23 protein-coding genes are annotated in these 22,347 nt (G+C 71.2%); 12 read left to right on the forward strand and 11 right to left on the reverse strand.

The window, feature by feature from the left end; genetic code table 11:
• Nucleotides 1-16 precede the first annotated feature (16 nt).
• The 3 genes from AC1DP1_RS11230 to AC1DP1_RS11240 all read right to left on the reverse strand — a co-directional run bounded on the left by AC1DP1_RS11230 (nucleotide 17) and on the right by AC1DP1_RS11240 (nucleotide 2,610).
• Nucleotides 17-745 (reverse strand): VIT1/CCC1 transporter family protein, encoded by a 729-nt coding sequence (locus AC1DP1_RS11230; RefSeq protein WP_477506925.1) that lies wholly within the window; start codon nucleotides 743-745, stop codon nucleotides 17-19.
• A gap of 154 nt (nucleotides 746-899) precedes the next feature.
• On the reverse strand, nucleotides 900-1,451 hold the full coding sequence (gene thpR, locus AC1DP1_RS11235; RefSeq protein ID WP_477506956.1) for an RNA 2',3'-cyclic phosphodiesterase: 552 nt from the start codon (nucleotides 1,449-1,451) through the stop codon (nucleotides 900-902).
• A 13-nt stretch (nucleotides 1,452-1,464) separates the two neighbouring features.
• Nucleotides 1,465-2,610: an acyl-CoA dehydrogenase family protein gene (locus AC1DP1_RS11240; RefSeq protein ID WP_477506926.1), complete on the reverse strand. Its 1,146-nt coding sequence runs from the start codon at nucleotides 2,608-2,610 to the stop codon at nucleotides 1,465-1,467.
• Between the two features lie 30 nt (nucleotides 2,611-2,640).
• On the opposite strand from AC1DP1_RS11240, the gene AC1DP1_RS11245 reads away from it, so the two are divergent.
• Nucleotides 2,641-4,497: a sensor histidine kinase gene (locus tag AC1DP1_RS11245; RefSeq protein ID WP_477506927.1), complete on the forward strand. Its 1,857-nt coding sequence runs from the start codon at nucleotides 2,641-2,643 to the stop codon at nucleotides 4,495-4,497.
• A 117-nt stretch (nucleotides 4,498-4,614) separates the two neighbouring features.
• A complete protein-coding gene (locus AC1DP1_RS11250; protein WP_477506928.1) occupies nucleotides 4,615-6,417 on the forward strand; it encodes a sensor histidine kinase in 1,803 nt (600 codons plus the stop codon).
• A gap of 38 nt (nucleotides 6,418-6,455) precedes the next feature.
• On the opposite strand, the gene AC1DP1_RS11255 is transcribed toward AC1DP1_RS11250, so the two are convergent.
• The gene (locus AC1DP1_RS11255; protein WP_477506929.1) at nucleotides 6,456-7,133 is read right to left on the reverse strand and encodes an NAD-dependent deacylase; all 678 of its coding nucleotides are present in this window, start codon (nucleotides 7,131-7,133) and stop codon (nucleotides 6,456-6,458) included.
• Nucleotides 7,134-7,222: 89 nt separating this feature from the next.
• Here AC1DP1_RS11255 and AC1DP1_RS11260 point away from each other — a divergent pair, with 89 nt between their 5' ends.
• The 3 genes from AC1DP1_RS11260 to AC1DP1_RS11270 are packed head-to-tail and all read left to right on the forward strand — an operon-like array spanning nucleotide 7,223 to nucleotide 10,247.
• A complete protein-coding gene (locus tag AC1DP1_RS11260; RefSeq protein WP_477506930.1) occupies nucleotides 7,223-8,026 on the forward strand; it encodes an N-formylglutamate amidohydrolase in 804 nt (267 codons plus the stop codon).
• Complete coding sequence (locus AC1DP1_RS11265; RefSeq protein ID WP_477506931.1) at nucleotides 8,023-9,210, forward strand: flavohemoglobin expression-modulating QEGLA motif protein; 1,188 nt, start codon at nucleotides 8,023-8,025, stop codon at nucleotides 9,208-9,210. Before AC1DP1_RS11260 ends, AC1DP1_RS11265 begins: the two co-directional genes overlap by 4 nt.
• Nucleotides 9,207-10,247, forward strand: coding sequence for a glutathione synthetase (locus AC1DP1_RS11270; RefSeq protein WP_477506932.1), 1,041 nt, complete (start codon nucleotides 9,207-9,209; stop codon nucleotides 10,245-10,247). Before AC1DP1_RS11265 ends, AC1DP1_RS11270 begins: the two co-directional genes overlap by 4 nt.
• A 69-nt stretch (nucleotides 10,248-10,316) precedes the next feature.
• On the opposite strand, the gene AC1DP1_RS11275 is transcribed toward AC1DP1_RS11270, so the two are convergent.
• Entirely contained in the window at nucleotides 10,317-10,721 is a 405-nt protein-coding gene (locus AC1DP1_RS11275) for an ATP-binding protein (protein WP_477506933.1), read from the reverse strand.
• 290 nt (nucleotides 10,722-11,011) lie between these two features.
• Between AC1DP1_RS11275 and AC1DP1_RS11280 the strand changes: the two genes are divergently transcribed.
• From AC1DP1_RS11280 to AC1DP1_RS11295, 4 genes are all read left to right on the forward strand, one after another.
• Nucleotides 11,012-11,236, forward strand: coding sequence for a hypothetical protein (locus AC1DP1_RS11280; protein WP_477506957.1), 225 nt, complete (start codon nucleotides 11,012-11,014; stop codon nucleotides 11,234-11,236).
• Between the two features lie 105 nt (nucleotides 11,237-11,341).
• Nucleotides 11,342-11,806, forward strand: a complete 465-nt coding sequence (locus tag AC1DP1_RS11285; RefSeq protein WP_477506934.1) for a DUF5994 family protein — start codon at nucleotides 11,342-11,344, stop codon at nucleotides 11,804-11,806.
• 334 nt (nucleotides 11,807-12,140) lie between these two features.
• The gene (locus AC1DP1_RS11290; protein WP_477506935.1) at nucleotides 12,141-13,907 is read left to right on the forward strand and encodes a SulP family inorganic anion transporter; all 1,767 of its coding nucleotides are present in this window, start codon (nucleotides 12,141-12,143) and stop codon (nucleotides 13,905-13,907) included.
• Between the two features lie 80 nt (nucleotides 13,908-13,987).
• Nucleotides 13,988-15,277: an alkyl/aryl-sulfatase gene (locus AC1DP1_RS11295; protein WP_477506936.1), complete on the forward strand. Its 1,290-nt coding sequence runs from the start codon at nucleotides 13,988-13,990 to the stop codon at nucleotides 15,275-15,277.
• Nucleotides 15,278-15,434: 157 nt separating this feature from the next.
• Here the strand turns inward: AC1DP1_RS11295 and AC1DP1_RS11300 are convergent, their stop codons facing one another.
• Nucleotides 15,435-16,379 carry a 1,4-dihydroxy-2-naphthoyl-CoA synthase gene (locus AC1DP1_RS11300; RefSeq protein ID WP_477506937.1) on the reverse strand — a complete coding sequence of 315 codons (945 nt, stop codon included), beginning with the start codon at nucleotides 16,377-16,379 and terminating at the stop codon, nucleotides 15,435-15,437.
• 61 nt (nucleotides 16,380-16,440) lie between these two features.
• Between AC1DP1_RS11300 and AC1DP1_RS11305 the strand changes: the two genes are divergently transcribed.
• The gene (locus AC1DP1_RS11305) at nucleotides 16,441-16,881 is read left to right on the forward strand and encodes a nitroreductase family deazaflavin-dependent oxidoreductase (RefSeq protein ID WP_457186549.1); all 441 of its coding nucleotides are present in this window, start codon (nucleotides 16,441-16,443) and stop codon (nucleotides 16,879-16,881) included.
• Between the two features lie 53 nt (nucleotides 16,882-16,934).
• A complete protein-coding gene (locus tag AC1DP1_RS11310; protein WP_477506938.1) occupies nucleotides 16,935-17,609 on the forward strand; it encodes a response regulator in 675 nt (224 codons plus the stop codon).
• A 9-nt stretch (nucleotides 17,610-17,618) separates the two neighbouring features.
• Here the strand turns inward: AC1DP1_RS11310 and csrA are convergent, their stop codons facing one another.
• The 5 genes from csrA to flgN are packed head-to-tail and all read right to left on the reverse strand — an operon-like array spanning nucleotide 17,619 to nucleotide 21,124.
• Nucleotides 17,619-17,861, reverse strand: coding sequence for a carbon storage regulator CsrA (gene csrA, locus AC1DP1_RS11315; protein ID WP_477506939.1), 243 nt, complete (start codon nucleotides 17,859-17,861; stop codon nucleotides 17,619-17,621).
• A gap of 33 nt (nucleotides 17,862-17,894) precedes the next feature.
• Complete coding sequence (gene fliW / locus AC1DP1_RS11320) at nucleotides 17,895-18,317, reverse strand: flagellar assembly protein FliW (RefSeq protein WP_477506940.1); 423 nt, start codon at nucleotides 18,315-18,317, stop codon at nucleotides 17,895-17,897.
• Complete coding sequence (locus AC1DP1_RS11325) at nucleotides 18,314-19,195, reverse strand: flagellin N-terminal helical domain-containing protein (RefSeq protein ID WP_477506941.1); 882 nt, start codon at nucleotides 19,193-19,195, stop codon at nucleotides 18,314-18,316. Before AC1DP1_RS11325 ends, fliW begins: the two co-directional genes overlap by 4 nt.
• A 20-nt stretch (nucleotides 19,196-19,215) precedes the next feature.
• Nucleotides 19,216-20,616 (reverse strand): flagellar hook-associated protein FlgK, encoded by a 1,401-nt coding sequence (gene flgK, locus AC1DP1_RS11330; RefSeq protein WP_477506942.1) that lies wholly within the window; start codon nucleotides 20,614-20,616, stop codon nucleotides 19,216-19,218.
• A gap of 1 nt (nucleotide 20,617) precedes the next feature.
• Nucleotides 20,618-21,124, reverse strand: coding sequence for a flagellar export chaperone FlgN (gene flgN, locus AC1DP1_RS11335; RefSeq protein ID WP_477506943.1), 507 nt, complete (start codon nucleotides 21,122-21,124; stop codon nucleotides 20,618-20,620).
• Between the two features lie 311 nt (nucleotides 21,125-21,435).
• On the opposite strand from flgN, the gene AC1DP1_RS11340 reads away from it, so the two are divergent.
• Nucleotides 21,436-22,251, forward strand: coding sequence for a sigma-70 family RNA polymerase sigma factor (locus AC1DP1_RS11340; RefSeq protein WP_477506944.1), 816 nt, complete (start codon nucleotides 21,436-21,438; stop codon nucleotides 22,249-22,251).
• Nucleotides 22,252-22,347 lie beyond the last annotated feature (96 nt).

Raw genomic sequence — 22,347 nt, forward strand, 5'->3', positions numbered from 1 at the left:
ACCAGCGGGGGAGCGGTCAGCCGAGGGTGGTGCCGGCGAGCGTGCCGATGAGGTAGGTGACCCCCATCGCGAGCAGGCCGCCCGACACGTTGCGCACGACGGCAGGCAGGCGCGGGCTGTAGCCGATGCGCGCGCTGGCGAACCCGGTGAGCGCCAGCGCCGCGACGACGCTGAGGACCGTCACGAGCACCCGGACGCTGGCGGGGACGAACGCCACGATGAGGAGCGGCAGCAGCGCGCCGACCGTGAAGGCGAGCATGGACGCCCAGGCGGCGTGCCACGGGTTGGTCAGGTTGTCGGGGTCGATGCCGAACTCGATGTCGGCGTGCGCGCGCAGCGCGTCGTGCTCGGTCAGCTCGCGGGCGACCTTCTCCGCCGTCTCCGGCGACAGGCCCTTCTCGACGTACATCGCGGCGAGCTCGCGCTCCTCGGTCTGGGGCATCTGCCGCAGCTCGGCGGCCTCGAGGCCGAGGATCGACTTCTCGGAGTCGCGCTGGGTGCTCACCGAGACGTACTCGCCCGTTCCCATGCTCAGGGCGCCCGCGGTCAGGGCAGCGATGCCGGCGATCACGATCGCGCCGCTGTCGTCGGTGGCACCGGCCACGCCCATCACGACGCCGGCGGTGGAGACGATGCCGTCGTTGGCGCCGAGCACCGCGGCCCGCAGCCAGTTGAGGCGCGTGCCGACGTTGTCACCCAGCTCCTCGTGGAAGTGCCGGGGATCCTCGTCGGTTCCGATCTCCATGCTCATGCACGTACTCGCTTCGCTCCGTGCGCGCATGAGGCACCCGGGGCACTGTGTCGGATGGCTCGCTCGCTTCGCTCACTCACGTTCCGATCGTCGCTCCCAGTGGTGCCCCGCGCAACGAAGGTGAGGCTTGGCTGCCCGGCGCACGACGTCAGCCGAGCGCGTACGTCCCGACGACCTCGTGGCGCGGTCGGCGGCGGGCGCCCTCGCCGAGGTACGACGCCACGAGCGCGACCTCGTCGACCTGCCAGCGGGGGCCTTCATAGGCGTCGAGGAGCCGGACCCACGACGTGACGTTGGCCGGCCGACCGAGCCGGCCGAGGGTCAGGTGCGGGTGGAACCGCTGTCCGTCGACGCGGGCTCCCGCGCGGGACATCGCGGCGCGGCACGACGCGGCGAACCCGTCGAGGCCCGCCCCGTCGTCGACCTCGAGGCCGGACCACAGGACCCGCGCCGCGTCGGGGTGCGGGAAGGCGCCGCCGCCGGTGATGCGCATCCCGAACGACGCCCGCCGCTCCGCCGCCTGGGCCAGCAGCTCGTCGAGCCCGTCGAGCGCCCGCTCCGGCACCGACTCGGCGAAGGCCAGCGTGACGTGCCACTGCTCCGCGGCGGACCAGCGGAACGACGCGGCCTCGCGTCGCGCCGACAGGAACGTCTCGAGGTCCTCCACGACCTCCTCGGGCGGCACGACCGCCACGAACATCCGCGTCACGTGCCTAGAGCCCCAGGTCGCGGCCGATCAGCATCTTCATGATCTCGTTGGAGCCCGCCCAGATCTTCGTCACGCGGGCGTCGCGCCAGGCGCGGGCCACGCGGTACTCGTTCATGTAGCCGTAGCCACCGTGGACCTGCACGCAGTGGTCGAGCACGTCGTTCTGCACCTGCGAGGTCCACCACTTGGCCTTGGCGGCGTCGACGGGCGTCAGCTCCTTCTTGGTGTGCGCGACGACGCACTGGTCGACGAACGCCTGGGTCACGTCGACGCGGGTGACGAGGTCGGCGAGCAGGAACTGGGTGTTCTGGAACGAGCCGATGGGCTGGCCGAACGCCTGCCGGTCCTTGGCGTACTGGACCGTCTCCTCGAGGATCTGCTTGGCGTGGGCGAGGTTGGTGATCGCCGAGCCGAGGCGCTCCTGCGGGAGGAACCGCATCATCGAGATGAAGCCGGTGTCCAGCGGACCGACGAGGTCGTCGTTGCTGACGCGCACGTCCTCGAAGGACAGCTCGGCGGTGTCGGAGTCGTCCTGGCCGACCTTGTCGAGCACGCGGCCGACGCTGAAGCCGTCCAGCGTGGTGTCGACGGCGAAGAGCGAGATGCCCTTGGCCTTCTTCTCCGGGCTGGTGCGGGCCGCGACGAGCACCATGTCGGCCGAGCCGCCGTTGGTGATGAAGGTCTTGGAGCCGTTGATCACCCAGTCGTCGCCGTCGCGGACGGCGGTGGTCCGGAGGTTGGCGAGGTCGGAGCCGCCGCCGGGCTCGGTCATGCCGATGGCCGTGACGAGCTCGCCGGTCGCGGCGCGCGGCAGCCAGCGGGCCCGCTGCTTGTCGTTGGTGAGGTGGACGAGGTAGGGGACCGTGATGTCGGCGTGGATGCCGACGCAGCTCGGGAGGGTCATGTTGACCTTGGCGARCTCCTCGGTGAGGACGGCGTTGAACCGGTAGTCGCCGGCCTCGGAGCCGCCGTGCTCCTCCGGAATCTCGAGGCCGAGGAAGCCCTGCTTGCCGGCGGCGAGCCAGAAGTCGCGGTCGAGCCCGTGGTTGGCGGCGTACGTCTCGAGGTGGGGGGTGACCTCGCGGTCCAGGAACTGCTTGACCGAGGCGCGGAAGGCCTCGTGGTCCTCGTCGTAGATCTCACGCTTCATGCGGCTATGTTACCCGCGAGTCACCTAGCCGTGCCCATCACCCGGAAGCAGGTCCGCACGGACCGGATTCGGCGTAGCCTCGCGGTCGTCGGGCTCGGGACGGCGGGGGGAGCGGTGATGGACGACGACGGGCTGTGGGTACGCCCGCGGGCACGCGCGTGGGGCAACGAGGCCCAGCGCGCGGTCCTGCACGCCATCGCCGAGGACCTCGCGAAGCGCACCCACCACAAGGTGGTGGCGATCGAGGCGCTGCGCTCCGACGGCTACCTGGAGTTCGTGGCGATCGCCGGCGACGACGCCGCCCGCGACAAGATGCTCGGCCAGGCCTCACCCCTCGCCCTCGACCACATCCGCAAGCTGGGCGTGGAGCTGGCCGGCTGGAGGCACATCCCGAGCGAGCGGCTCGACGACGAGACCCGCGCCTGGCTCGACGAGTACGGCCACCGGCCCGATGTGCCGGCCTCCGGCCTCCCCAACGGCTGGGACCCCGACGACCAGATGGTGCGCCTGCTGGAGAACGAGGACGGCGAGCTGCGCGGGCTGCTCTACCTCGACGAACCGTTGACCGGGCTGCGTCCCACGCCGGAGGGCGCGGCGGCGATCAACGCCGAGGCCGGGGTGCTGTTCGAGGCGGTGATCAGCATCGTCGAGCGCGAGCTCTACGGCGAGCAGGTGCGGATGGTCACCCAGGCGCGGCGCGCCATCGAGAGCGTACGACCGGGGCTGGGCGTGGAGGACCTGTCGAGGGAGTTGTCGCGGGCCATGGTCGAGGCGATGGACGTCGCGACCGTAGACGTGATCGCGGCGGGGTCGGAGGTGCCGGGCATCGAGGAGGAACGGCGCCACGTGACGGAGCTGATGCGCGGGCAATGGGCACGGCGCGGGCACGTCGTCGTCGAGCGGCAGCAGACGTGGAGCATGAAGGAGGAGTCCATCGAGACCCCGCCGTCGCTCACGCGCCTGCTCGACACGTACGGCCTCGGGTCGGGGCTGCTGGTGCCCATCGGCGCCGGCGAGGAGTACCTCGGCACGCTGTCGATGGGCCGGACGGCCGACGCACCGCGCTGGAACGCCTCCGAGATCAACGCCGCCACGACCGTCGCCTCCGACCTGGGCCGGCTGCTGCTGGAGGCGCGGCTGATGGAGCGCCAGCGCGCGCTCAACATCGAGCTCCGCGACGTCAACGACTACCGCCGCGACATGGTCCTGACCCTCGCGCACGAGCTGCGCAACCCCGTCAGCGTGCTGTTCTCCCACCTCGAGCTGCTGGGCCTCGAGACGCACTCCGAGGAGTCGAGCCACTCGCTCGAGGCGCTCGACCGGGCGGCGCGGCGCATCGAGGACATGGTGGCGGACCTGATGACCCTGGCCTCGGTCAGCGATCCCGACCGGGGCGCACCGATGGGCGAGGTCGACCTCTCCGACCTGGTGCGGGAGACGAGCGACTTCCTCGCACCCATGGGGGCGAGGGCCGGCGTGGAGATGCAGACCGTCGTGGCCGACGACCTCGTGGTGACGGGCGAGTCGGCGGGGCTGCAGCGGATGGTCTCCAACCTGCTGTCCAACGGGGTGAAGTACACCCCCGAGGCAGGACGGGTCGCGATGGACGTCTCGCGCCGGACGGCGGACGGGGTCGACGGCGTGCTGATCACCTGCACTGACACCGGCATCGGCATCTCCGCCGCCGAGGTCGACAAGGTGTTCACCCCCTTCTTCCGCTCGAGCAGCGCCGAGGCGCGCAAGCGCCCGGGCACCGGCCTCGGGCTCGCGATCATCGAGCGTGTCGTGACCGGCCACGACGGGACGGTCGAGGTCGCGTCGGTGCTCGGTGAGGGGACGACGTTCACCGTGTGGTTGCCGGTCCGCGGCCCCCGCGCGGCGCACTGACGCGGCGCCGACCCGGCACCAGCTCGTCCACGGCGCAGGCCACAACCTGCGCAAAACGGTCCGGTGCCCACCACGGCCCGCCTACGATCCACGTGGCGGGTGGGAGGGCGAGACGCCATGGAACAGGTGCGGACAGGGGAGCGCAGGACGCGCGACCTCAGCTGGGGCGACGCGCGTGCGCGCGCGCTCATGCACGCCCTGGCCGGCGAAGCCGCCACCCGCACGGGGTTCCGCGTGTGCGCGATCGAGGTGGTGCGGCCCAAGGGTCTGCTCGAGTTCGTCGCGATCCACGGCGACCCGGTCAGCGCCGAGGATCGCCTCGGCACGGCGTCGCGCCTGTCCGACATGCAGCTCGTCTTCGCCCAGGGCGAGGAGCACGGCCACTTCCTCTGGATCCCCTTCGAGAACCTCTCCGAGGAGATCCGCGAACGCATCGACGGCGTCATCGTCGTCCCCGACATCACGGCCGCCGGCGAGCAGGGCGACTGGCACCCCATGGACATGCTCGTCGCCCCGATCGACGACGAGCGCGGCGACCTGCGCGCGCTGCTCTACCTCGACGTCCCGAGCGACCTCTCGCGGCCCGACGACGCGCGGCTCCTCGACATCAGCCACGAGCTCGCCACGACCCTGCGCTCGATCCTCACGGTCGTCGAGCGCGAGGAGTACGCCGACCACATGCGGGTCATCCGGGCCACCCGCCGGCTCGCCCGGTCCAACCCCGCCCGCCACGACGTCAACCACCTCCTGCGCGAGGCCCGCTCGACCCTGCTCGCGGCGCTGTACGTCGACGAGCTGGAGATCCGGGTCTTCATCGACCAGGACACCGGCACCCCCGACAGCCTGGGCCTCAAGATGGCGCCCGAGGTGCGGCGAGCCCTCGACGAGGCCGCGGCGCGTGCGTGGACCCACCAGCGGGTGCTCATCATCGAGCCCGGGCACGTCTGGGGCGACCTCGAGCTCGCGTCGTACGCCGACTGGTTCACGACCGCGCTCGACAAGGCCGGCTTCGAGGCTGTCGTCGTCGCTCCCGTCGGTGTGGACGACAAGGTGCTCGGCATGCTGATGTGCGCGCGGCGCACGGGGTCGCGCCGCTGGACCGACGGCGAGGGCGTCGCCGCGCTCGAGCTCGGCCACGACCTCGGTCGCGCCATCGCCAACGCGCAGGCCACCCAGCGCGAGCGCCACCTGCTCGAGGAGCTCCGCGAGCTGGAGGTGGCGCGGCACTGGTTCCTCCGCGAGCTGACCCACGAGATCAACAACCCGATGACGGTCATCGCCGCGAACGCCGAGTTCCTGGCCTCGAGCGAGACCATCGACGAGCGTGACCAGCGGCGTGCCCAGGCCATCGTGCGGGCCAGCGAGCGGCTGGGCGACCTGCTCCAGGGGCTGTCGATGCTGTCGCAGGTGAGCGACCCGCAGCACCCACCCGCCATGCAGCAGGTCGACCTGGTCCCGGTCGTCGAGGAGACGCTCGCGGCGATGACCGCGGTCGCCGAGCGCTCCGGCATCACGCTGCACCTCGTCGGGGACCTCGGCGAGGCTGTCGTCCTGGGCGACCCGCGCGAGATCGCCAGCGCCGTGTCGAACCTCGTCGACAACGCGGTGAAGTACTCCGACGCGGGCCACGAGGTGTGGATCGGCGTCGAGCGCCGGCCCGACGGCGGGCTGTCCTTCGTCTGCAACGACGAGGGGCTCGGCATCTCCGAGGCCGACCAGGCCAACCTCTTCGCACCGCTGTTCCGCTCGACCAACGAGGCGGCGCTGATGCGGCCCGGCACGGGCCTCGGCCTCGGCATCGTGCGAGAGATCATGCAGCGCCACGGCGGCAGCATCGAGGTCGAGTCGACGCTCGGTCGCGGCACCCGCGTCCGGCTGAACTTCCGGCCGCTCGTGCCTCGGGCCGGCTCAGGGTCCTGACGGTGTCAGGGGCGCGGGACGTCCTTGGGGGCGGGTAGTCAGGCGAGCAGCTCGTCGACCCAGGCGGGCACGAGGCGGGTGGCCGGACCCTGACGGGACTCGGCGAAGTCGGTGGCGCCGGCGCTGGGCTCGAGGTTGAGCTCGAGGGTGGCGCCGCGAGCCCAGTGGACGAACGCCGCTGCCGGGTAGACGACGCCCGACGTGCCGATCGAGACGAAGAGGTCGCACTCCTCCAGCGCCTGCTCGACGAGGTCCATGCCGTAGGGGATCTCGCCGAACCACACGATGTCGGGACGCAGGTCGGCCACGCCGCACGCGGGACAGGCGGGTCCGTCCGCCAGCGCGTCGTACCACTCGTGGCGCTCGCCGCAGCGCGTGCACCAGGCCGACTGCAGCCGCCCGTGGATGTGGTGCACCCGTCGGGAGCCGGCCCGCTCGTGGAGGTCGTCGACGTTCTGGGTCACGACGAGAAGGTCGTCGCCGAGGGCGTCCTCGAGGCGTACGAGCGCGTGGTGCGCCGCGTTGGGCTCGACCTGCGACAGCGCCGCCCGCCGGGCGTCGTAGAACCGCTGGACGAGCCCGGGGTCGTCGGCGTACGCCTCCGGGGTGGCGACCTGCATCGGGTCGTGGCCCTCCCAGAGGCCGCCCGAGTCGCGGAACGTGGTGAGCCCGCTCTCGGCGGAGATCCCGGCACCGGTCAGGACGACGATCCGCATGCCCCAGTCCTACCCCAGTCCAGCCAGCCTCCACCCGAAGGGGTGCGCGTCGGTGGAGGTGGCGTGCCCACTCCGGTAGACAGGCGGCCATGACTGACGTGGGAGGGACGTCGGACGCTGTTGCGTTCGTCGGTGAATGGGATGGTCCGGTCGTGGCGACCGCGGTGCACGCAGGGCATGAGCTGCGGCCCGAGATCGCCGAGGCGATGGTGCTCGACGAGGCCGAGCGCTTCCGTGAGGAGGACCCGTTCACCGACCGGCTCGCCGCGGTCGTCCCCGACCACGTGGTGACCAGGCGCTCCCGCTTCGAGGCCGACCTCAACCGGCCCCGTCGCGAGGCGATCTACCGCAAGCCCGACGACTGCTGGGGGCTCGAGGTGTGGCGCGACGGCGAGCTCTCCGACGAGCTCTACGAGGGCAGCCTGGCGACGTACGACGCCTTCTTCGACGCCCTCGCCCCGCGGCTCGACGCCCTGGCCGAGCGCGGCCCGTTCGTGCTGCTCGACGTGCACTCCTACAACCACCGGCGCGACGGCGCCGACGAGCCGCCGGCCCCCGCCTCGGAGAACCCGGAGGTCAACGTCGGCACGGGCAGCCTCGACACCGACCTGTTCGGCCCGCTCGTGGAGCGCTTCACGGGGGACCTCCGCGACGCCTCGCTGGGCTGCGGCCCGCTCGACGCACGGGAGAACGTCGTCTTCGAGGGCCGCGGACTCGCCTGGTGGGTGCACGACCGCTACCCGCGGGTGGGCTGCGTGCTGGCACTGGAGTTCAAGAAGACCTTCATGGACGAGTGGACCGGCGAGCTGCACGCCGACCGGTTCCGCTGTGCCCAGGAAGGCCTCGCCGCCGCACTGCCCGGCCTGCACATCGAGCTCGAGAAGCTGCGGTGACCGACGGCGGCCCAGCGGAGCCGGGTACGGAGCTCAGCGCCACCGACCTGGCCGTGGACCACCGTCTGTCCCTGCTGGCGCAGAGCTTCCGCTTCCTGCTCGACATCACGCCGGTCGACGCCGACGACCTGCGCGAGGACTTCCTGGAGGGTCGCGAGCCCGACCCCCCGTTCACCTACCGCGAGCTCGAGACCGATCCCACCGTCGTACGCGCCGAGCTGGACGACATCGACCTCACGACGGTCGAGGACCCCGTCCTCGGCCAGCTGCTGCGCGCCAAGCACCGCGAGATGGAGCTCCAGCTCGACATGCTGGAGGCGCGCGACACCGAGGACTTCCTGCCGCTGAGCGTCGAGCTCTACGGCGGGGTGTCGCCCGCGCTGCGCAAGCAGGCCGAGGCGCTGCTGTCCGGGATCACCCGCACCGAGCCGACCGACGAGCCGCTCGACGCCGAGGCGTTCCTCGAGCTGGCCGAGGCCGAGATCGCGCGCTACCGCGACGAGGACCCAGACCTCGACATGCACGCCGAGATCCGCTCCGACGTCAACGGCGTCATGGTCTCGGGCGACGTGCTGCTGATCGGCCCGGAGACCAAGGTCCAGCAGGCGCGCGCCCAGGCGCTGCTCCACCACGAGGTGGGCACCCACCTCGTCACCCAGGCCAACGGCAGCCACCAGCCCATCAAGGTCCTCGGCGTCGGGCTCGCGGGCTACGACGAGACGCAGGAAGGCCTCGCCGTCCTCGCCGAGATCGCCTGCGGCGGGCTGACCGCCTTCCGCCTCCGCCAGCTCGCCAGCCGGGTCGTCACCGTGCACCGCCTCGTCGCCGGGGCGACGTTCGCCGAGGCCCACGAGGCGCTGGTCGCCGACGACTTCCCGAGCGGCAGCGCGTGGACCACCGTGATGCGGGTCTACCGGTCCGGTGGGATGACCAAGGACGCGATCTACCTGCGCGGGCTCGTCGAGCTGCTCGAGCACCTCGGCGCGGGCGGCTCGCTCGACCAGCTCTGGCTCGGCAAGTTCTCGCTGCGCGACCTGCCGCTGATCGGCGACCTCGAGTCCCGCGGCCTGCTGCGACCGCCTCGCGTCCTGCCCCGATACCTGCACGACCCGGCCGCGCACGACAACCTCGCCCGCGCGGCCGGCACCGAAGATCTCAGCACACTCCTGGAGGGACACGCATGAAGATCGGATTCGTCGTCAACGACATCGAGACGGAGAAGGCGGAGTACACCACCAACCGCCTCGCCCTGGCCGCCAAGGAGATGGGGCACGAGGCCTGGTACATGGGCATCGGTGACTTCGCCTACGAGCCCGACGGCTCGCTGAGCACCAAGGCCCGCGCCGGCCACGCGAAGTCCTACCGCTCCCTCGAGCGGCACATGGCGGACGTCCAGAAGCCCGACGTCGAGGAGCTCCTCGGCCTGGACGAGTTCGACGTGGTGATGCTGCGCAACGACCCCGCCGACGACGCCGAGACCGACCCGTGGCGCAACAACGCCGGCGTCGCCTTCGGCCAGCTGATCGCCTCCAGCGGCGTGCTCGTGGTCAACGACCCGACCAGCCTCGCCAACGCGCTGTCGAAGGCCTACTTCCAGCACTTCCCCGAGATCGTCCGCCCCCGCACGCTCATCTCGCGCGACGAGGCCATGATCGAGGAGTTCATCACCGACCTCGGCGGCAAGGCGGTGCTCAAGCCGCTCCAGGGATCGGGCGGCGCGGGCGTCTTCCTGGTCGACCGCAAGGAGGCGCCGAACCTCAAGCAGATCATCGAGGCCATCTCGCGCGACGGCTACGTCGTTGCCCAGGAGTACCTCCCCGAGGCGGCCAAGGGTGACGTCCGGATGTTCGTGATGAACGGCCAGCCGCTGGTCGTCGACGGCGAGTACGCCGCCTTCCGGCGCACGCCGTCCACGAAGGACATCCGCTCCAACATGTCCGCCGGCGGCAAGGCCGAGAAGGTCAAGGTCACCGACGACATGCTGCGGATGGTCGAGGTCGTCCGCCCCAAGCTGGTCGCCGACGGGATGTTCCTCGTGGGCCTCGACATCGTCGGCGACAAGCTGATGGAGATCAACGTCTTCAGCCCCGGCGGCCTCGGCAGCGCCCACAGCCTCTACGAGGTCAACTTCGCGCCCGCGATCATCGGCGAGCTCGAGCGCAAGGTGAACATCCGCAGGCACTACCCGGAGATCGACAACCACACCCTCGCCACCAGCTGAGCCCCCTGGGGCGACGCTCGCTCGTACGAGGTGCGAGCGAACGTCGACCGAGGGGCACAGCGACGTGGGTCACGACGACAACGCAGGGTGCGCCTCGAAGGTGGCCCACACCGTCTTCGAGCGGACCTCGGTGGTGACCCCCCAGTCGCGGCTGAGGACGTTCACGATGACGAGTCCGCGACCACCGACCTGCAGCGACTGGTGAGGGGCACTGTCCGCGATCCAGGCCGCGTCGTCACTGACGGTCACGCGGATCGTGTCGCCCTCTCGTGACAGCGTCACGACGAAGGGGGTCTGCCCGTGGACCAGTGCGTTGGTCGCGAGCTCGCTGACCACGAGACGAATCGGATCGACGAGGTACGTCAGCCGGTGGTCGACGAGATGACGGCTGACGAACGCCCGAGCCCCGGCCGCACTGATCGGTGTGGCTTCGAGGGTGGTGCCGTGTGACCAGTTCCCTTCCGTGCCAGGCATGCACGCTCCCGGGTGAGACGACGTCGGTTGTCCCGGGACAGGGCATGGTCTGGGGTTGTCGCCGATGGCACGCCCGACATTACGCCTGCCCGATCGCGAGCGGAAGCAGCCCGCCCGCGGCCCCAGCTCGACATCCGGCGGCTTCCCGCCGGAGTACGGTTGGTGGTGACTGACCGGCGAGGTGACCTCCATCCGGAGGCGTGCGCCGGTCGAGAGGCGGACGTCATGGTGACGTCGAACGGTCCCGTCCCCGTCCGGCGTCAGGCCGGCTCCGCGATCGGCCCGTGATCATGACCGACATCGTGCTCCGTGTCCGGCTCGTGGGTGGTGGCAGCATGGACGTCACCTACGACGATCCCGGGGCCGGGAGCGAGGACGAGGTGATCACCCACGTCGTCACCACGCTGGCGGACGATGCAGGCGTCCTCCGCTGCAGCCACGGCGATCGGCTGGTGGTGTTGTACGCGCGAGGTGTCTGCGCGGTGGAGGTGGCGCCACGAGGGGCCGTGCTGTGAGCGATGGCGGGCCGAGCGCGACGGTTCGCCGGGATACAGTGCCCGCCGAGGACCAACGCGAACGGGGCCGGCCCGGCATCGATCGCTGGTCGAGAGGCGGACGCCATGACCGCGCCGCAGATCGTCTCCGCTCCCGAGACCCGTCGCCCGTTGCGCCTGAAGCTGGGTAGCGCTCCCGGCCAGGACCGGCTGGACGGCGCGTGGTGGCCCTACAGTCGCGACCTCGAGTCCGAGATGTCAGACCTCGTCCAGCAGTTCCCGCCCGCCCACGGGCCTATCAGCCGGGCGGTGTACTCGCTCCGCGACTGGGACACAGCGCCTCGCGAGCTCGTGGCCGGGCAGCGAGTGATCACGGTCGATGCGTTTCCGAGCGACGACACCCACGTGCTGATCGTCCAGCTCGGCGACGGCAGACGGCTGACCCTGCTCGTGGTGCCGCCGGACTTCACGCCGGGTCAGGGCGAGGAAGCACTGCTGGCCGGCAGCACAGCGGGAAACCGACACACAGCAGGCGAGCTCCTCCACGAGGTCACCGATCAGCACGACGCCGACCCCGCCGACCGCTGGTAGCCGGCCGAGGACGGTGCCCGGGTCCCACGCGGCGGCTTGGAAGTCCTGGGACTTCATGAACTGCTTCTTCGAGCTGACCGCGGTCTGCCTGACGAGGGTCCGGGTGGAGCAGCCTGTCACCCATCGCGGGTGATCGCAGGGCACCAAGGGTGGACAAGGCTTGTCTGGGTGAGCGAGCGCAGGCACTGGTTCTCCTACTTCCGCCCATACGGCCCCTGTGAGGGCTGCTTCGACCGCAGCTGGAAGCTCGGCGACCTCACCCGGGCATGAGGGGCGCTCACACGATGGACCCAGTTCGCAGGCACCCGCGAGCGTGCGCTCCTCAGGTCGTCCGGTGACGGAGGTGGACCGTCGTCGTGGCCGACCGGTGTGGCTCGCGCCCTCCTTCGGCCGCTACCGCCGATCCTGGCTGTCCGGTGACCTGCTGGCGGGTGTGACGGTCTGGGCCGTGCTCGTGCCGGAGTCCCTCGCGTACGCCACGATCGCCGGGGTCTCGCCGGTCGTGGGTCTCTACGCGGCTGTGCCGTCCCTGATCCTGTATCCGCTGCTGGGGTCGTCCCGCCACCTGGTGGTCGCCACCATGTCTGGCACAGCGGCCCTCTCGGCGAGCGTCGTCGCCGGGGTGGCGCAGCAAGGTGACGCCGCATTCGCGTCCACGACAGCTGCGCTGGCGCTCGTCATGGGTGTGCTCTGCGCACTGGCCGGGGTGTTGAGGCTGGGCTTCATCGCCTCGTTCATCTCCGAGCCGGTGCTCAAGGGCTTCATCATCGGCCTGGCCCTCACAATCATCATCGGCCAGGTGCCGGCCCTGCTGGGCGTCGACAAGCCGGCAGGGAGCTTCTTCGAGAAGCTGTGGGGCATCCTCGGCGAGCTCGCCGCGATCGACTGGCTCACCACCGCGGTCGGCGTGCTGTCGCTGGCGGTGATCCTGGTCCTCAAGCGCTACCTGCCGCTTGTCCCGGCGTCACTGGTGGTGGTGCTGGCCGGCATCGCAGCAGTGGCGGTGCTCGGCCTCGACGAGGAGGGTCTGGACATCGTCGGACCGATCGACGCCGGGCTGCCGAGCCTGGCCCTCCCCGCAATCGGGCTGGACCACTACCTCGCCCTGGTCGGTCCGGCGGTCGGCGTGATGCTGATCGGGTTCGCGGAAGGGCTCGGTGCTGCGAAGACCTACGCGGCCAAGGAGGGGTACGACGTCGACCCCAATGCCGAGCTGCTCGGGATGGGTGCCGCCAACGTCGGGTCCGGGATGTTCGGCGGGATGGTCGTCAACGGCAGCCTGTCCAAGACGGCGGTCAACGGCGGAGCCGGCGCGCGGTCGCAGGTCTCAGGTCTGGCTGTCGCGGCGCTGACCGTGCTCACCCTGCTGTTCCTGACCGGGCTCTTCGAGGACCTGCCCGAAGCCGTGCTGGCAGCGGTGGTGATCGCCGCTGTCGTCGAGCTGGTGGACATCGCCTCGCTCCGGCGCTTGTACCGGGTGTGGACCGGCCCCCTGGGGCGGATCTACCGTCACGCGACCAGGGTCGACTTCATCGCCGCCCTGGCCGCCCTGCTGGGGGTGCTGGTGTTCGACACCCTGCCGGGGCTCTTCATCGGCATCGGCGTGTCCGTGCTGACGCTGCTCTACCGCTCCTCGCGTCCCCACGTGGCCCGCCTCGTGCGACGCCCGGACAGCGATGCTCTTTGGGTCGACCACGACCGTGCCCCGGACGTCCCGCCCGCCAACGACGTCGTTGTCCTGCGTGTGGAGTCCGGACTGTTCTTCGCCAACGCCGACCACGTGCGTGACAGCGTGCTCGACGCCATCACCCCCGACACCATCGCCGTCGTCCTGGATGCGGAGACCATCCCCAGCATCGACGTCACCGGCGCGGGCATGCTCATCGCGCTCCGAGCCCGATTGTCCGAGCGCGGCATCCAGCTGCTCGTCGCGAAGTCGATCGGCCAGGTGCGAGACGTCGTCACCACCGCCGAACCGGGAGCCGACGTCCCCGGCCGGTACGACACCGTCGACGCGGCCGTGGCCGCCGCGCGCACCCACGCGGCCCACCAGACAGAACAATCACCAGGCTCGACCGCCGACCGTCAGGACGACCGCTGATCCCATTCTCGAGGTCGCGCACCTCGACCAGACTTCCCCGCCGCACGCGGCGTCCACCCCAAGGAGAAGCCGGCGCTGCGATGTCGCGGCGAGCGGCGTACATCTTCGTCGCCGACCTGCCACACGGCCCCGCCGGTCAGATCGGCGCCGGTCTCGGAATGGCCACCTCCAACGGCACGATCTCTCTCAAGGCGCCTACCGTCGACGTCACCCACACCGGACAGGAAGCCGTCATCGACGGTGTCCGCGTCGTGTTCCAGGTGACTCCCGGCACCGAGGCACCGGCCGAGATGAACTTCTACTTTCCACAGCAACGGGCGTTGTGCATGGCCGAGAACGCCACCCACACGCTGCATCAGATCCTCACGTTGCGGGGAGCCGAGGTGCGCGATGCCCGCGCATGGTCCCGCTATCTGGGAGAGGCCGTTCGCCTCTTCGGTGCGGACACCGACGTGGTCTTCGCCTCTCACCACTGGCCCACCTGGGGCACCGACAAGATCACGACCTTCCTCACCCAACAGCGCGACGTCTACGCCTACCTGCATGACCAGACCCTGCGCCGGATGAACCAGGGCCAGACCGGCACGGAGATCGCGGAGGAGTTCGTCCTGCCACCGGCGTTGGAGAGTGCGTGGAGCATCCGGGGCTACTACGGCTCGTTCAGCCACAACATCAAGGCTGTCTACCAGCGCTATCTCGGCTGGTACGACGGCAACCCGGCGCACCTGTGGGCGTACCCGCCCGAGGACGAAGCACGCCGCTACGTCGACTTCATGGGCGGGGCCGAGCAGCTGCTGGCGAAGGCACGCGATTGCCTCGACCGGGGCGACCTGCGATGGACCGCTACCGTGACGAGCCACGCGGTGTTTGCCGATCCCGACAACACCGACGCCCGCGAGCTGCTGGCCGAGGCGCTGGAACGCCTCGGACACGGTGCCGAGAACGGCTTGTGGCGCAACATCTACCTGCGCGGCGCCGAGGAGCTGCGTGGCCCGATCGCGCCACCGCCACCGGAGCTCACGTCACCCGAGGTGCTCGGCGCCCTCACGATCGAGCAGCTCTTCGACTCGCTCGCCGTGCGGATCGACGGGCTACGGGCTGCTTCGACGACGGCCTGCATCGACTGGGTCTTCACCGACCTGGACCGCACCTACCGCACCGAGCTCTCGAACGGAGCACTCATCCACGACGCCGGACACGGCTCGAGTGAACCGGGACTGACGGTGACGCTCGCCAAGCCGCACCTTCTGGAGGTCATCGGGACCGGGAGGCTCGACGCCGTCGACTCGGAGGGAGACATCACCTTGGTGTCCACCATCCTGGGGCTGGTCGACCGGGTCGACCACCAGTTCCCGATCGTCACCCCGTAGGCGGCGGGGTCCAGTCCTCCGTCGCGGGTCCCCTGCAAGGCCCGGCTACGCCGGAGCGTCAGGCAGACCGGCCGCTTGCACGGCTCCGAACGGCCGTCGAACGACCGGGGTCTGGCCAGACCCCGATCCTGCGGGAAGTCTCCGCAGACGCGTGTGATCAGTAGTACCAGGGGTACGGCGACCAGTCGGGCTCGCGCTTCTCGAGGAACTGGTCGCGTCCCTCCTGCGCCTCGTCGGTCATGTAGGCCAGCCGGGTGGTCTCGCCGGCGAAGAGCTGCTGGCCGACGAGCCCGTCGTCGAGCAGGTTGAAGGAGTACTTGAGCATCCGCTGGGCCGTGGGGGACTTGCCGTTGATCCTGCGGCCCCAGTCGAGGGCGACCTTCTCGAGCTCGGCGTGCTGGACGACGCGGTTGACCGCACCCATCCGGTGCATCTCCTCGGCGTCGTACTCGTCGGCGAGGAAGAAGATCTCGCGCGCGAACTTCTGCCCGACCTGCCGGGCGAGGTAGGCCGAGCCGTAGCCGCCGTCGAAGGAGCCGACGTCGGCGTCCGTCTGCTTGAAGCGGGCGTGCTCGCGGCTCGCGAGCGTCAGGTCGGCGACGACGTGGAGGCTGTGCCCGCCGCCGGCCGCCCAGCCCGGGACGACGCAGATGACGACCTTCGGCATGAAGCGGATGACCCGCTGGCACTCGAGGATGTGCAGGCGGGCGAGCCTCGCCTTGTCGATCGGGCTCGGCTCCTCGGCACCGGTGTCGCCGGCGCCCGCGGACACGTCCTCGTACTGGTAGCCGGCGCGGCCGCGGATCCGCTGGTCGCCGCCGGAGCAGAAGGACCACTTGCCGTTCTTCGGGCTCGGTCCGTTGCCGGTGAGGATCACGCAGCCCACGTCGGCCGACATGCGCGCGTGCTCGAGCGTGCTGAGCAGCTCGTCGACGGTGTGCGGGCGGAACGCGTTGAGCACGTCGGGTCGGTCGAAGGCGATCCGGACCGTGCCGTGCTCGCGGGCACGGTGGTAGGTCAGGTCGGTGAGGTCCTCGAAGCCTGGCACGACGTCCCACGCCTCGGGGTCGAAGATCTCGCTGACGCCCTCGATCGCACTCATGCACCGCACCGTATCCAGCGGCGACTGGAAGAACGCCACGGGCCGTGGTGTTGTGGCAGACATGGCACTGACTGGAACCTATGTCCCGAGCAAGGCCGAGTGGGTACGCAAGCAGGTGGAGCAGTACGAGGCCAGCGGCGGCGAGAAGGCCAACACGCTGCCCGGCACGAAGTACCCGATCGTCGTGGTCACGTCCGTCGGCGCGAAGTCGGGCAACCTCCGCAAGAACCCGGTGATGCGCGTCGAGCGCGACGGCGCCTACCTCGCGGTCGCCTCCAAGGGCGGCGCGCCGGAGAACCCGGAGTGGTACTACAACTTCGTCGCCCATCCCGAGGTCGAGCTGCAGGACGGCGCCGAGCCGCACCTCTACAAGGCCCGGATCCTGGACGGCGACGAGCGCGCCGACTGGTGGGAGCACGCCGTCGCCACGTGGCCGACGTACGCCTCCTACCAGGAGAAGACCGACCGGGAGATCCCGCTCTTCCTCCTCGAACGCGCCTGAGGGCCGTCACCGGGCGGCACCTACGCTGGTGCCCTCGGGACGAAGGGGACGGCATGACCAGCGGGGCAGCTCACGGCACGATCAGGGTCTACCTGCTCGACGACCACGTCGTCGTACGACGCGGACTCCGTGCCGTGCTCGAGGTCGAGGACGACCTCGAGATCGTGGGGGAGTCGGGCACGGTCGCGGAGGCCGTGCCGGAGATCCTCGAGCTGGTGCCCGACGTCGCGGTGCTCGATGGTCGGCTGCCCGACGGCACCGGGATCGAGGTGTGCCGACAGGTCCGGTCGGCGGATCCGCGGATCCGGGCCCTCATCCTGGCCGGCGAGGAGGACGCCGACGCGCAGGTCGACGCCGTCCTGGCCGGCGCCGGCGGCTACGTGCTCAAGGACGTGGACACGCCCGAGCTCGTCGACGGGATCCGGGCGGTCCGTCTGGGTCGGTCCCTCATCGACCCGACCGTCGCGATGCGGGCCGTCGAGCGGATGCGCGACGACGACGGGCCCCACGGGCTGTCCCGGCTGACCGACGGCGAGACCCGGATCCTCGACCTCATCGCGGAGGGACTGACCAACCGTCAGATCGGTGAGCGCCTGCACCTGGCCGAGAAGACCGTGAAGAACCAGGTCACGCGGCTGCTCGCCAAGCTCGGTGTGCAGCGACRCACGCAGGCGGCGGTGATGGCCTCGAAGCGCCACCGGGGCGGGCCGTCGGGCCGACGCCGTTGACGAAGGGGCTCAGGCGTCCTTGGCCCGGTCGCGGATCGCCGTGAGCAGCGAGTCGACCGCGTTGGCCGGCGGTGACGCCGCCTCCTGGTTGGACTGCGCCAGCTGGGCCAGGAGCTCGGCGCGGTGGACGGCGACCGACCTGGGCGCGTCGATGCCGATGCGCACGACGTCGCCGCGCACCTCGAGGACCGAGACGGTGACGTCGTCGCCGATGACGACGCTCTCACCCGCACGACGACTCACGACCAGCATGCCGTCACGCTACCCGAGGCGCGGGCGGGCGCATCACGCGATCAGGGGTGTGGCGACCGACAGGCCCGGGTCGTCGAGCACGACCTGCACGGCACGACGGGTGGCCACGTCGAGCACGACGGGTGCGGCCAGGTTGGCCGTGGTGCTGGCGAGGGAGTCGCCGGCGGTCAGGACGCACAGCACGACGAGGTCGTCCGCCGACCTCGAGCCGAGGTCGGTGAGCACCGCCTCGTCCACCTCGGGGGAGTAGTCGGGGAAGAACGGCTCGGGCGGTACGACGAGGAAGCGCAGACCGGGGTCGTCGAGCGAGGTGAGGCTGCACAGCACACCGTCGTCGTCGACCTGCACGAGGGCGAAGCGCTCGCGGCCGGGGAAGCCCGGCAAGGGCTGGGCGAGCTCGATCACCGGGATCTCGGGGGCACCGGTCGGCATCGTGGTCTCCATCGTGGCGATCATCGCAGAAAGTCCACCAGGCTCGGCTGCAGGACGCGGGCGGTGGCAGCGAGGGCCGCCTGGTAGGCGACCTCCTGCATCTTGAGGTCGACCATGGTGCGGGGCAGGTCGGCGTTCTCGATCTCGGCGAGGGAGCTGGTGAGGGAGAGCTCGGCGTCGGCGGCGGTCGTGGCCGCCCGCTCGACCCGCGCAGTCCTGGCCCCCACGTCGGCGCGGGCGACCACGAGGCGCTCGCCGTCGCTCTGCAGCGCGTCGATGCCCGTCCGGATGCCGGCGGAGTCGCCCGAGCGCAGCGCGGCGGAGAGTGCGGAGAGGTGGTCGAACACGTTGTCGCCGTCGGGGCCGAAGGCAGTCGGTCCGGGGATGGACACGTCGACCACGACGCCCTCGGCGACGGTGCGGTCGACCCGGTGGGAGTCCCCGGTGAAGGTGACGGCGCCACCCGACTCGCTGAACGCCACCGAGCCGGCGGTCGTGCCACCCAGCACCGGCCGGTCGACGTACGTCGTGTTGGCGACGCCGACCAGTGCGGCGCGGAGCTGGTCGATCTCGGTCGCCAGGGCCTCGCGTGACGGCTGCCCGGCAGCACCGCTCAGGCCCTGCAGGCCGAGCTCGCGGGCCCGCCGCACCAGGTCGTTGGACGTCCCGAGGGTGCTGTCGAGGGTGTCGAGCCAGCCGGTGCCGTCCTCGGCGTTGCGGACGTACTGCTGCTGGGCGCCGATGGAGGCGCGCAACCGCATCGCGGTCGCGGCGTCGGCTGGGTTGTCGGAGGCGCGGTTGAGCACACGGCCCGTGGACAGGTGCTCCTGGATCTCGGCGAGTCGGGACAGGCTGCCGTTGAGCCGGTCGAGGGAGCGATCGGTCAGCATGGACTGGGTCACCCGGGTGATGGTCGTCATCGTCAACGCACCAGCCCGGTCCGGTTGATCAGCGTGTCGAGCACCGAGTCGAGGGTCGTCATGACCCGCGCCGCGGCCTCGTAGGCGCGCTGCGACTGCATCATCGTCACCGTCTCCTCGTCGAGGTTGACCCCGGACAGCTGCTCACGGGCTCCGTCGACCTGCCCCGTGAGGTTGGCCTGGGTGGCGGCAAGCCGCTTGACCGAGGCGACGTCGGTGCCGAGGCTGGTCACGAAGCGCTGGTAGACCTGCTCGGGCCGGGCGAGGGCGCCGGCCACGACCGTCGCGTTGGACCCGTCGCGGCTGGGCCCCCCGGCGATCCCGGACGCGGCGAGCGCGGCCGGGTCGGTCAGGAGCAGCACCAGCGGGCCACCGGGAGCCGTCGGGTCGACGGCGAAGAAGGGGCGTCCGGGTGCGCCCGCGGCTTCGTGGCCGGCACCGTGGGCGGCGTTGACGGCGTCGGCGAGGTCCTGGGCGACGGCCTGGATGCCGGCGCGGAGCGCGGGGAGCGTGGTGGTGAGGAGCTCGGCGGTCCCGCCGATCTCGCCGCGCAGCCCCGCCACGGGGACGGGCGCGCCGTCCGGCGGGGTCACGGCCAGCGCCAGGGGAAGTCCGTCGGGCGTCCCGTCGGCGGCGATGCCGCTCGACACCGCAAGGGTGCCGGCGCGGTTGCCGGACACGAGGGCCACGCCGCCCACCGAGACGTCGAGACCGCCTCGGCCGTTCTCCACGGCGGTGCCGCCGGTCAGCTCCGCCAGGCGCAGGGCCATCTGGTCGCGGGCGTCGAGCAGCCCCGACGGGTCGTTGCCGGAGAGCCGCGCGGCGGTGATGGCCTCGTTGGTCGCCGCGAGGTCGGCCGCGAGGGTGTTGGTGGCGTCGAGGTCCGCGAGCAACGACATCCGCTGGTCGCCCTCCTCGGTCTCGACGTTGCGACGCTGGGCGGCGATCGCGTCGACGAGGCCCTGCGAGGTGGCGACCACCTGCGTGCGTACGGCGTCGGAGCCCGGGTTGTTCGCAAGGTCGTGCCACGCCTTGCGGACGTCGGTCAGCGCGGTCGAGATCCCGTTCCCGGCCGGCTCGCCCAGACCCGACTCCACGCGCGCCAGGGCGGCCGCGCGCGTATCGAGGTAGGACTGGATGCCGTGCTCCCGGCGGGCCCGCGCGTCGAGCAGCGGGTCGACGAGCCGGTCGACCGAGCCGACCCGCACGCCTTCGCCGTGGCCCTCGTAACGGCTCCACATGGCCGGCTGCACGGGGGCGCCGACGGACACTCCGACCACACGGCGCCGGGCGTAGCCGTCGGTCGCCACGTTGGCGATGTTGCCGCTCGCCACCTCCATCACGGACTGGTGGTAGCGCAGCGCGCTGGCCGAGGTGGTCAGCGACCCGAAGGTGCCAGCCACGTCACAGGCTCCGGTCCACGAGGCGGTTGCGGAGTGGCTCGGCGGTCGCTGAGCCGTCGGCGGCGTAGCCGTCGACCGATTCGCCGAGCGAGAGCAGCGTCTCGCGGGCGGACCGGTAGCCGGCGGAGATCAGGTGCTTGTTGGAGTCGGCGAGGCGGGTGATCTCGTGGGTGAGCAGGACGAAGGCGTCGCGGTGCTCGGTGAGGATCGTGCGCCACGGGTCGTCGGCCGCCTCGGCGAGGGCGGCGAGGCTGAGGTTCGCGTCCATCTCGAAGGCGGCGGCTGCGGCGTCCGCGGCCACGGAGCGCAGCACCTCGGTCTCGCGGATCGTCGACAGCAGGTGGTCGATGTCGCGGGTCGCGTGCGCGAGCCAACGACTGCGTCCGCTCGCCAGGACCAGCTGCTCGACCTCGAGGCGGTAGTGCAGCTCCTCGAGGAGCTCGCGCTCGCGCCAGAGGACGAGGGAGAGCCTCTCCACGGCCGCGGACCGGTTGTCGGTGATGTTCACGACACCTCCATCGGCCGGTGACCGGCCCACCTGAGGAGTTCGCGTCCGGAGCGGCGGACACCCGGTTCCCGGGTCGGGCCATGCCCGTCGGGCGGTGCGGGCCAGGGATGCATGGCCCGTTCGGGCCATGCGCGCCGGGACCACGGTCCTCGATTCCGCTCTCGCGGGTGCGACTTCTGCGGATTTGGCAACAAAAGATCCACAGCACCTCAACGATCAACCCCGTGCTCGGTAGCCAGACCCTCCCCTTCCCCGCTCCTGTCGGCCCTGTGACCCACGTCACGTCAACAGAAGACCCTCCGAAGATCCACGTGACGGTCAACGAGCTGGTGACCTCCCACATCCCGCTCGTCGGCCACCTGGTGCGCGAGGTGATGGCCCGGGTCCCCGGTCACGTGGACCGAGACGACCTGACGTCCGCGGGCCTGACGGCCCTGGTCCAGGCGGCCCAGGGGTTCGAGGCCGACCGCGGGGTGCCGTTCGCCCGCTACGCCTCCACCCGCGTGCGGGGCGCGCTCCTCGACGAGCTGCGCGGGATCGACTGGGCGACGCGCGCCGTACGGCGTACGGCACGGGGCCTCGACGAGACCCGCGCCCGCCTCACCCAGAGCCTCGGCCGGGTGCCGAGCGACGCCGAGGTGGCCTCGGCGCAGGGCATCTCGGTCGACGACGTGCTGGCCAACCGCGAGGACCTCGCGCGGGCGCAGGTGATGTCGCTGGAGGCTGACGACGCCCGCGGTTCGTACGCCTCGACGCTGGTGTCCGCGACCCCCACCCCGGAGCAGGCCGTGCAGCACGCCGAGCTGCTCGCCTACCTCGCCGACGCCGTCGCCGAGCTGCCGGAGCGGCTGCGCCGCGTCGTCGAGGGCTACTTCCTCGCCGAGCAGCCGATGGCCGAGCTCGCCGCCGAGCTCGGCGTCACGGAGTCGCGCATCTCCCAGCTCCGCGCCGAGGCGATGGTGCTGCTGCGTGACGGCATCAACTCCCAGCTGGACCCGCACCTGGTGCCGGTCCACGACCGGCCCGAGGGTGTCGCCGCCCGCCGGCGCGAGGCCTACTTCGCCGCGGTGGCCGAGCGGCACGCGACGGCCGGGGTGCTCGTGCCCCAGGTGGCCACCAGCGCCTGACCGGCCCGCAGGAAAAGTCCTGCCCCAATTCCTCAGGTGGCCGCCCGGCCGACCGAAGAGGACCCCGACGGAGTCCACGGACGGACTCCAGCAAGT

This window comes from Nocardioides sp. P4_G10 (assembly GCF_056401175.1).

Coding starts and splice junctions, on each gene's coding strand:
- fliW (WP_477506940.1), bottom strand. CDS start 18,317: ATGATCGCCACGATGGAGACCACGATGCCGACCGGTGCCCCCGAGATC.
- AC1DP1_RS11300 (WP_477506937.1), bottom strand. CDS start 16,379: ATGAGTGCGATCGAGGGCGTCAGCGAGATCTTCGACCCCGAGGCGTGG.
- AC1DP1_RS11285 (WP_477506934.1), top strand. CDS start 11,342: ATGACCGCGCCGCAGATCGTCTCCGCTCCCGAGACCCGTCGCCCGTTG.
- AC1DP1_RS11280 (WP_477506957.1), top strand. CDS start 11,012: ATGACCGACATCGTGCTCCGTGTCCGGCTCGTGGGTGGTGGCAGCATG.
- AC1DP1_RS11255 (WP_477506929.1), bottom strand. CDS start 7,133: ATGCGGATCGTCGTCCTGACCGGTGCCGGGATCTCCGCCGAGAGCGGG.
- AC1DP1_RS11270 (WP_477506932.1), top strand. CDS start 9,207: ATGAAGATCGGATTCGTCGTCAACGACATCGAGACGGAGAAGGCGGAG.
- AC1DP1_RS11230 (WP_477506925.1), bottom strand. CDS start 745: ATGGAGATCGGAACCGACGAGGATCCCCGGCACTTCCACGAGGAGCTG.
- AC1DP1_RS11250 (WP_477506928.1), top strand. CDS start 4,615: ATGGAACAGGTGCGGACAGGGGAGCGCAGGACGCGCGACCTCAGCTGG.
- AC1DP1_RS11295 (WP_477506936.1), top strand. CDS start 13,988: ATGTCGCGGCGAGCGGCGTACATCTTCGTCGCCGACCTGCCACACGGC.
- AC1DP1_RS11275 (WP_477506933.1), bottom strand. CDS start 10,721: ATGCCTGGCACGGAAGGGAACTGGTCACACGGCACCACCCTCGAAGCC.
- AC1DP1_RS11305 (WP_457186549.1), top strand. CDS start 16,441: ATGGCACTGACTGGAACCTATGTCCCGAGCAAGGCCGAGTGGGTACGC.
- AC1DP1_RS11260 (WP_477506930.1), top strand. CDS start 7,223: ATGACTGACGTGGGAGGGACGTCGGACGCTGTTGCGTTCGTCGGTGAA.
- thpR (WP_477506956.1), bottom strand. CDS start 1,451: ATGTTCGTGGCGGTCGTGCCGCCCGAGGAGGTCGTGGAGGACCTCGAG.
- csrA (WP_477506939.1), bottom strand. CDS start 17,861: ATGCTGGTCGTGAGTCGTCGTGCGGGTGAGAGCGTCGTCATCGGCGAC.